General features: G+C 45.1%; 7 protein-coding genes and 1 pseudogene. All 8 read right to left on the bottom strand.

Annotation, left to right across the window (positions count from 1 at the left end; all coding sequences use genetic code 11):
* Positions 1–52: 52 nt before the first annotated feature.
* The 8 genes and pseudogenes from ACLQ6D_RS17065 to ACLQ6D_RS17030 all read right to left on the bottom strand — a co-directional run bounded on the left by ACLQ6D_RS17065 (position 53) and on the right by ACLQ6D_RS17030 (position 7,351).
* Entirely contained in the window at positions 53–1,648 is a 1,596-nt protein-coding gene (locus tag ACLQ6D_RS17065) for a phospholipase D-like domain-containing protein (RefSeq protein ID WP_411728507.1), read from the bottom strand.
* Positions 1,649–1,707: 59 nt separating this feature from the next.
* Positions 1,708–3,264, bottom strand: coding sequence for an endonuclease/exonuclease/phosphatase family protein (locus ACLQ6D_RS17060; protein WP_411728506.1), 1,557 nt, complete (start codon positions 3,262–3,264; stop codon positions 1,708–1,710).
* Positions 3,265–3,454: 190 nt separating this feature from the next.
* Positions 3,455–3,649 (bottom strand): annotated as a pseudogene (locus ACLQ6D_RS17055) (type II toxin-antitoxin system RelE/ParE family toxin); the annotation flags it as partial.
* Between the two features lie 83 nt (positions 3,650–3,732).
* Positions 3,733–3,975, bottom strand: a complete 243-nt coding sequence (locus ACLQ6D_RS17050) for a CopG family ribbon-helix-helix protein (RefSeq protein ID WP_411728505.1) — start codon at positions 3,973–3,975, stop codon at positions 3,733–3,735.
* A 65-nt stretch (positions 3,976–4,040) separates the two neighbouring features.
* Entirely contained in the window at positions 4,041–4,262 is a 222-nt protein-coding gene (locus ACLQ6D_RS17045; protein WP_411728504.1) for a hypothetical protein, read from the bottom strand.
* Position 4,263: 1 nt separating this feature from the next.
* Positions 4,264–4,599, bottom strand: a complete 336-nt coding sequence (locus ACLQ6D_RS17040; protein WP_411728503.1) for a helix-turn-helix domain-containing protein — start codon at positions 4,597–4,599, stop codon at positions 4,264–4,266.
* Positions 4,596–4,814 (bottom strand): type II toxin-antitoxin system RelE/ParE family toxin, encoded by a 219-nt coding sequence (locus ACLQ6D_RS17035; protein WP_411728502.1) that lies wholly within the window; start codon positions 4,812–4,814, stop codon positions 4,596–4,598. Before ACLQ6D_RS17035 ends, ACLQ6D_RS17040 begins: the two co-directional genes overlap by 4 nt.
* Before the next feature lie 359 nt (positions 4,815–5,173).
* Positions 5,174–7,351 carry a hypothetical protein gene (locus tag ACLQ6D_RS17030; protein WP_411728501.1) on the bottom strand — a complete coding sequence of 726 codons (2,178 nt, stop codon included), beginning with the start codon at positions 7,349–7,351 and terminating at the stop codon, positions 5,174–5,176.
* Between the last annotated feature and the right edge of the window lie 230 nt (positions 7,352–7,581).

Genomic DNA, 7,581 nt, shown 5'->3' with positions numbered 1-7,581 from the left:
AGCTACGACTGTTGGGTTACGGCTACCCCCTAAGCCAACTTACCAAGCTAAATCAATAATATACCCTGAAAGATCGTTGTATTTGGTCAAATTCATAAAGATAGGGTTTTGCCACTTCGTGATTAGCGGCGACCACTATGAGGTCATGGGAAAACACCGAGGTGTTATACCAGTTGAAACTACCTTCAATGACAATATAGTCATCGATAACACAATACTTGGAATGGATGGGGGAATAAGGCACCGGATGGTCATCTTGCCCGTAAACCAGGCCGACCGGAATACCGGCGGACTTCAGCCGTTGCACCGCCGGCAATAAGGGTCGGTTAAGCTCTTCCGCCATAGGCCGTTCCACGCCGATGCGCCCCTGCCGAGCCAGATGCCCATTAAATAGAATATGCACGTAAACGCCCCTGTTCTTGGCATGGATCAGGGCATTAACCACGCTATCATGATGATCTCCCAAGAGCTCACCAATCAAAAATAATGACACCTTGATTGCATGTCGGGCACGGTTGATTTCTGCCAGGATGGCATGATGGGGACGGTAGTATTGCCCGTTATTCATGCTGTGCCTGCCGAAGGTGTAGAGCAGATTGAAATGGCTCAAGGGGTCGATACCGTATTTTTGGTTCACCCCTCCCCGTTGGCTTTGAAATATATTGTCAAGCAGGCGGCAAACCCCTTTGGAATGGAAAGTCATCCCTGATTCCCAATTAGCCCACCAGCGGTCGAAAGTGATATTGAATGAGCCCAGTATGCAGTCCTCATCATTAAAAATAATAAATTTGGTGTGCATGTCCGGCTCAACTTCTATGAGATGATGCCGGGGACTACAGAATACGCCAAGCAATTCAATTCTGGAGCGCTTTAATCGGGCATAGTTTTGACTATTGGTCAGGGCCATCTTTCGCCAATCCACAATACACTGGACCCAGACCCCCTGATCTCTCGCCTGAATCAAATGATTGATGAAATCAGCATCATCAATGCAGTCAACACTGACCTTGATGGTACAGAAACGATCAGGATTTTCCCACTTGCAGCGTATAACCTTGTCTATAAGGTCATGAATATAGCGTTTGGGGTGATAAGGATGGTGCTGCTGCCCTTTGGTAAACTTGGGGACAAGCTGCAACGAGTCAAAATGATGGTTATACCAATCCACATCGGCCTGTAACTCGCCGGCATTCAGTTCATACGTTCGATAGCTGTTGGCCGTTGCCCAGTCATGGGTAATTCTTCGGTACTGGGGCTGGTCATCCTGGAGTTGATGCCAATCCATGAAGATATATTCATTTTGGGAAGGGATAGAGTGCTCATCCAGATGCACGACAAAAGAAAACTTTATGCAGTTAATCCGGCCAAAGTTATTAGAAAACGGGTGTATATAAAAATCCCGTGTGCAGCGCTTATGGCGGTTCCAGTGGACATCATAGTCATCAGTATCGACAACATAGGTTTCGCAGATAGCATTGTCGCGATAGACTTTCAGGATAACTTTTAAATTGGCCTGAACCCCAAATGACAGGTCAAAGTCTATTTTCCCCCAGCGGACATAAAATTTATCATTAAAGTCATTGACCCGTTGAAAAGAGCCGCCCAGATTTCCATGGATGGGCGTGGCGTAATGTTCAGCTATCTGCATATCTTTACCTCGTACAAAACTAATCTCTTGAAATTATTTCAGTGAACCGGTTGGATATACTATCCACCCTGGCTAATCCAATCGCAGGCGATGTCCCCGGATGCCTTACTTTCTTTCGGCTCAAATGTCATAAAATAACCACAATGGTCGGAAACTCTTCCATAGTCCTGCCCTGTAAAAAGTACAGTTCCTGACGTGACCCCTAGCTCACTTGACTTATCCATAAAAATAAAATCAATACGATAGTCATCGACAAGATACTGTTGCCAGTAGGGGTCGTTAACTTTGAAGATTTTTTCAAACACTGCTGGCGAATTGGCCGCCAGATATTGATCCTCATATTGATGGGAATCGACCACCAGGCTATAGCCGCTTGATCCCGCCGCGATATTAAAATCCCCACACAATAATGTCCCTTTGACCAGTGCCGACTGTTTACTTTCAGCCCACTCGCACAGGCGGTTGAATTGTTGCTGAAAGCCGTCTTCCCACCAGCTTAAATGTGCGGAAAAAACATTAATCAAACCCATATGCGGGATGTTTATTTGGGCCATGACAACTTTTCTGGAATGGATACCGTAAGGATCATGACTATCTGACACATATCGGGACTCCTGTTCCGATAGCGAATATTTGCTCAAAATTGCAACGCCTTCTCGATACCGGTCAAAACCCAGATGCGCCCAGTCTGTATAGATATGGTAGGGAGTTTCAAGGAGATCATTAATTATTTTTGCCGAATTTGAGTCCCAATCACCTTCGCCGTTATTCCAAAGTTCTGCCACTTCCTGTAGGCAGACAATATCGACATCCAGCTCGTTAATCGCTTTGGCTATCTGGGAAAATTTGTAATCCTGGTTATCTTCCTGATAACAATGCAGATTCAGGATCAGGATTTTAAGCGCCTCATGACTAATGGAGTAATTATGGCCATAGTTGTTGTCCCATAAAATCTGTCCCTTACTTTCGCAGGAAATGTAGTACTGCACTCGAAAAGCATCACGGATCTTAAGCCAGCCTTTCCAAACCTGGGAACCATATTGATTTGGATTTCTGGCAGTGCCGGGCAACTCTTTATCCCAGTAGTTGGCTTTGAAGTAACAGGGGGTTTTATGGGCGTGTTTCCAATTGTCCGTAGTCCAGTGAATAGTGACTTTTTCGGCATCAAGTGACTGGTCTACCGCTACAGTAATGGGGACATATTTTTGGTCATCCCTTAACCTGTCGGTAAAGCCAATATTCAACACCGGAATATTATGCGCTACCTTGATTCCTGAATCGGCTACACTGGAATAATTCAAACCTTGGTTATTGTCCCAATATTCTTTACCTAATGCCTGATAGCGTAGTCCAAACTGAATATTCCCTGGCAGGGATTTATCTGAAGACAGATGAAATTTTGTCAGGGCATGCCAGTACTCTTTACCGGAGCCCAGTTTGCTGTGATACTGCACAGGCAAAGTTTGCCATACGCCGTCTTCCCCGGCCCAGACAACATCGACCTCCTTGTCATAACTGATATTTTCCACCAACATAAAAAAAGACAGCTTTTGATGGCCGCCCCTTTTTTTTCTGGTAATCACGTTTTCTACATAGAGTAGCTGGATTTTATCCATTGTTAGCCTACACAAATACTGGTCTGGGGCAAATAGGGATAGGGGATTTTTAGAGGTTCCTTAAGTACCAAAGCATAAGTCTTCAGCTAATGTTTAGGAGTACAAACCTAGGTTTGTACTCCGATGACATTAAAAATACCTAAAAACCTTAGTTTGATTACTTACGATATTCAAGACCCAATTAGCCCGATCACCGATCTTCGCGGCCATGCCAGAGGCGCAAAACAAAAATTGTAGTGTCCGTAAGTTCATAGCGTAGCTCATAGTCACCGACGACCAATCGCCGGACATTGCGCGGCGAAAACTCGGCAAGACGCTCGCCAAGCTGCGAATAAGTCAAAAGCTGTTCTGCCGCCGCAACTAGCTGTTGCACAACTTGGACAGCAGCACGTGGATTAACTGGATGTTAAAAGGCATGGAGGCGAACTAAATCGTGGTTAGCGCTTGTCGTCCATTGAAGCATGGGGATTATCCAGCTTGATCGAGACCCTTACCCCAAGCCACGACCGACGAATGATCGACTATGCGATTGGCATCGACATCGGCCAAACCGTCCAGCGTGAGCTGGTGTCGTTTGGCTTCGAGTTTAACCCAAGAAATTAGCGCCTGCCGGACGATCCAACCCTTTGGCCTGTCAAGCCGTGCGGCAAGCAAATCAACTTGCCCAGCAAGGTCTATGGGGATATGGGCGGTGACAACACGTTTGCTCATAGTATGTTCTCATAAATAATAGCAAATCAATTAAGTAAAAATGAATAACTGATTTAAAATCTGAATTACAGGACGCGATTAGCAACTGAAGCAAAAAAGTGCGTCATACCCGCCGGGAAGCGGGTATCCAGTGCCATGGACGGCAAGCTCCGAGCCATCCCTGGTTTCTGGATCTCGGCGACCTCCATGGATGGAGGAAGTGCGGAAGAGGATATGGAACCCTCGCCGCCAATCCCTGCCGGAATGACGGCTTTTAAAAACAGTTGTACGCTATTACTTATAATCACTTCATCCAATTGCGAGATGCACAGTTTTACCGATTCTGGTTAACATGCCAACCAACGCATCAATCGTAAATTTACTTATTTTTTTGTTCACAACGTCAGACACGCGGGGGCGTGTTACATGCAAGATTACGGCAGCTTCCTCTTGTTTCAGGTGATTTTCTTTAATCCATTTTGCCAATTCACTCATTAGCGCCTCTTTCAAGACATTGGTGTCGTTGATGCGTTTTCGGGATTCGGCTTGGAGTTGCTCCGCTTCCGCCAAATCAAACCCGAGTTCAACAAATAGATTCGCACCTGGCTGTGTTACATGTCTTGTTTTTGTATCAATATCGTTCATTTTGACTTACCCCTTTCTCTTGCCACAGCCCTATAGCGAGCTTCTAAAATGTCTTTGACGCGCTTCGTCGTGGATTCAGGCTTCTTCTGGAAACAATGAAGCACATAAATAGCTTCTTCAAATTTAGCCACAAACATAACTCGATAAATCCCAGTAGCATCCCTCACGGATTTCCCGAATACCCGAACCTGCCTTACCAAATGGTTTCCAATCATCTGGATCAAGCCCCGCTTGCACTTTTCCTAACTGAAATCCAGCTTCTCGTCTCGACTCAAGTGGAAAGTTAAGAATATCCACATAAGCCACCTATCCAGCGAATTTCTTTTTCTTGTTCCATACCTGTATTGTATCAAATTTTATACAGCAATCAAGAGCAAGGGCGAATTAGCCGCGCAAACATACGGACTATTCGGTTTAATTGCGCTTTGGGCGCGGCGCTTGTGTGCCCTAAAGGGTATAATTCGCCGAATGCTGTGCCATCGAAATGGCGGATTACGACGCGCGGAAAAACCTTTGTTATCTTAAAGTTGAAGAATTTTCGCGTCTAATCCGACCTACCGTGCTACCGTACTGTTCAATCTGTGACCACAGCATTCAACAACCATTGGAATTGAAATTTATCAAGTTGAGTATTTGTTCCCAATTGAGCCGGAGGGAATATATCCAAACTCTTTGCACTCTTTGCACTCTTTGCATCTCGCATCCACTGCTCCCATGTACGATTGAGTTGTTCGCGCTCAAACTTAAAATGTGGACATTTATAAGCCAATAGTGCATATGTAAAAAAAGTTATGTAAGGGTGCTCCCATTCCAGCCCTAAATCTACTTGAAGCTTCCGTGACTTTTCCAATGCGTTTACGCCCTCCCAGAAACGGTCAACGCCGACTTGGTCCATCCGATTCACTCCTATCTTGACACATATCTTGCCGAGAGTTGTCCAAGGAAATGAATCTTGTCCGTGTACGCCGATCGCTTTTTTTGCATAAGAGTAAGCTTTCGATTCATCATTCCTGTCACTAGCGAGCAAAGCCCTTTGCTCCCAAAATCGTGCATTCCAACTATAAACTGGCTCCAATTCTTCATACCATTTCTCCGATTCATTTCTAAAATCGCGCTTCACGTTCTCCCAATCCATGAGTTGACGTGTAATCAAATATGGAAGACTTCGCCTTGTTATAGTCTGAGGAACCACCAAAGGAGCAAGCTTTCGTACGATACTCATCGCACAATTAAATCGGTCTGTTAAGCTGAGTTGTCTCCAAACGAAATTAGCAAAAGCACTGCTGCGCAGCCGGAGTCCACGATCATCGATGTAGGCAAGTGACTCCATTGCTCCACCTTCATCGATAAGTACATTCAGTGTTTTAATGCCACGGAAGTCATCAGCGATAAAAAATGGCAATGAGTAACCAAATCTATGTACGGCTGCGGTTGCACAAACAAGGTTTTTCACATCTGTTGAGACTGCAGAAGTCCCCTTGAAAATATTTAGTATGGCTTCGCGATATGGGTTTGCACTTTCCAGGCTCTCTAGCCACTCCAGTAAATGGTAGTTATAGCCTGTTCGAAATTCTCGCCACAAATCTGTGGTGGATGTCGATGTGCGTCGACCCAAACGACCCTTTGCTAACCTTTTTTCGTATATCGAAATAAAGTCCCGATAGGCTAATGGTTCAGTCGGCCAATCCATGCAAATGTTGGTAGGGATATGTACTTTGACCGCACGAACGCGATGCTCATCACAAACCGCAATGACACTAAGCATTACATTTTTGTTCTTCGCTTCGTTGGCCAGGCGCTGTAGTGCGCTGGAGTAGTCCGCGCAGTCGTCGAAAATGAGGGCAATTTTTTTGGCACTTTTTAAGTAGGGAATGATGGCGCTTTCGTCAAATATCTCCTCACCTCTATACAGCCAAAGTTCATAGCCATGAATAAGCAATTCCTTCCCAATTCGATAGGCAGAAGATGTCTTGCCTGAAGTGGAGCCTCCATGAATCAATATGACTTTTACGGGATGGGCGGCATTGGCACTCTGCAACCACTCCACTGCGTTATCGGTTTTTTGCATTCGCGCATCAAGATTATCTACGATGTGTTGCCATTGTGTTTCGGCAGATGCATAAAAATCCAGAGCCTTACGAGATGGGTTAGCCGAAGCGGTCTTAAGCTGTCGGAACTTCTCTCTCACTTCACTTAGTGCGGCAGCATATTGTGGGTCGGTATCTGGATGACGACTCTTAAATGTGTTTACATCCGAAATTAGCGCACTGAAAAATTCATCACCAGTGTCGGCGATTGGAATAAGGCCATACCGTTGTAAACGCGATTCTTGTCCTGGGGCGAAGTCCTTAAGTACTATTATCGAAGGACATCCGCCACGCTCACAGGATTTGTTTCCATACTCAATGACATCAATTAGGTCAATTTCATCCTGCAATCTTGCCCCGCAAACGATAAACGGCTTTTGAGCATATTCTGATCGGAACTCTGTATGCCATCCAGGAGCCAATTCATGTCGATTGGCATACTCCTTCAGTGAAAATATTAAATGGTCAGGGAAATCAGGAAGCTGTCTTGCATAACCATGAAGATGTATGACTTGGAGTTTATATCCTCCCCTTGGTCGAGGTTTAAATTCTTGAAACCAATTGAATGTCTCTATAGGAAATTCAGCAGGTTGTGGTTGAGAACGCTGAACTACATCATCAATGTTGAGGCTCCATATGCGTTTCCATTTGACAGCAAAGAGCATCTTCTGCCAAGTGGGGTTGCAGTTTGTGAATCTCGCAGACAGCAAATTATTTAGGCGTAATTTAACGGGCATTGTTAACTTAGTATAGATAATGGTATGATTAGTGTTTTTTTAATATGGAGCAAATGCACCATGAATTGTCCCAAATGTGGCTCAACAGATGGCACCAAAGATGGCATAGTCAAAGGGAAGCAGCGCCATAAGTGCAAGCCGTGCGGATACAGGCATAC

Origin of the sequence: Methyloglobulus sp. (assembly GCF_046714055.1) — a bacterium.
Classification (GTDB): domain Bacteria; phylum Pseudomonadota; class Gammaproteobacteria; order Methylococcales; family Methylomonadaceae; genus Methyloglobulus.
Note: the sequence above shows the minus strand (reverse complement) of the source record. Positions and strands in the feature narration are given on the sequence as shown.